The sequence below is a fragment of the Streptomyces sp. NPDC059740 genome, from assembly GCF_042733155.1.
Taxonomy (GTDB): Bacteria; Actinomycetota; Actinomycetes; order Streptomycetales; family Streptomycetaceae; genus Streptomyces.
Genome location: NZ_JBHWGP010000108.1, coordinates 1 through 1,174 on the forward strand (window position 1 = coordinate 1; position 1,174 = coordinate 1,174).

The 1,174-nt window shown below is 69.3% G+C and carries 1 protein-coding gene; it reads right to left on the minus strand.

Annotated features, from left to right (window positions below; all coding sequences use genetic code 11):
* The coding region (locus ACFV3R_RS34655; RefSeq protein WP_385591539.1) for a transposase at positions 1-1,078 on the minus strand (1,078 nt) is incomplete at its 3' end.
* Positions 1,079-1,174: the final 96 nt, after the last annotated feature.

A 1,174-nucleotide genomic window follows, 5' to 3' on the forward strand; every position in this document is an offset into this window, starting at 1 on the left:
CCACGATCTGGGCAGCGGTGGGATATCCGGCATCGACCCAGTGCTCGCCGGGCAGGCAGTCGCGTGCGGCCAGAGCGGCGTGAACGACAGCAGCCATGCGGTCGTCGGGAACGGTGGCGAGGGTGGTGGCCACGTTCGTGATCAGGTTCGGGGCATCGGGCTCACAGGTCTCGGTGAGATGGACCTTGTAGCCGTCCCAGAACGTGTCGCGTTTGACGCTGCCCCGCGCCTCGATGTCATAGGGAGTGACCAGGCGCATCGCGCCCGGCGGCCGGTCTTTTGGGTCCCGCCGCCTCACCTCGCCGTCGACCAGGTGGAAAGACTGCACCCACGCCCGCCGCAGGGTCTCCACCTCGTCCAGCGTGCGCAGGACGGGTGGCGCGGTGGGGGCGAAGACCCCCTCAAGCAGCCGCATGCCGTCCCTGCCGATCCGCAGCCCCACCTCGTCCCGCTTGGTGCGGGCCTGGGGAAAACGAGAGTCCTCGGCCCGCGTCGCGTAGTGCCTGAACCAGTCCGGCTCCGCGATACCGGCCAGCCACTCGGGTGCCTGTTCGGCCAGCGCGTTCAACGCCGAGCGCAGCGTTTCCGCGACCATCTCCAGCCAGCACAGCTGACGGGCAGCGGACAGCACGTGCGTGGAGTCGGTGCGGGCCCGGCCGGCAGTCTTGAGCAGGCCCTTGGCCCGGGCCGCAGCCAGGATGCCGTCCAGCACCCGCCGCCCCGCGTCCGCCTCGACCAGCCGGTCCCGAAACTCCGACAGGACCGAAAAATCGAAGCCGGGATCGGCCAGTTCCAGAGCAAGGGCGTACTTGAAGTCGATCCTGGCCCTGACCGCCTCCGCGGCCTGCCGGTCAGTCAGCCCCTCGACGAACTGCAGCACCAAAACCAGCGCCAGCCGCCCCGGCGACCAGGCAGGCTTCCCCCGCGCCGGAAACAGATCCGCGAACTGCTCATCCGTGAACAGCGGCCCCAACTCGTCCCGGACCCGGATCGCCAGACTCCCCTTCGGGAACGCGGCCCGCGCCACCCGCACCGTCTCCGCCGGGATCTCCCCAGCCCCCTTCGGCTGCATCGACATCCGCACCCACCCCATACGACAACGTCGGCCTTCAAGACCACAACCGGGTCTTGAAGGCCGACGTCACGCGAGAGCCCGAATTAACCAACAGCGTCC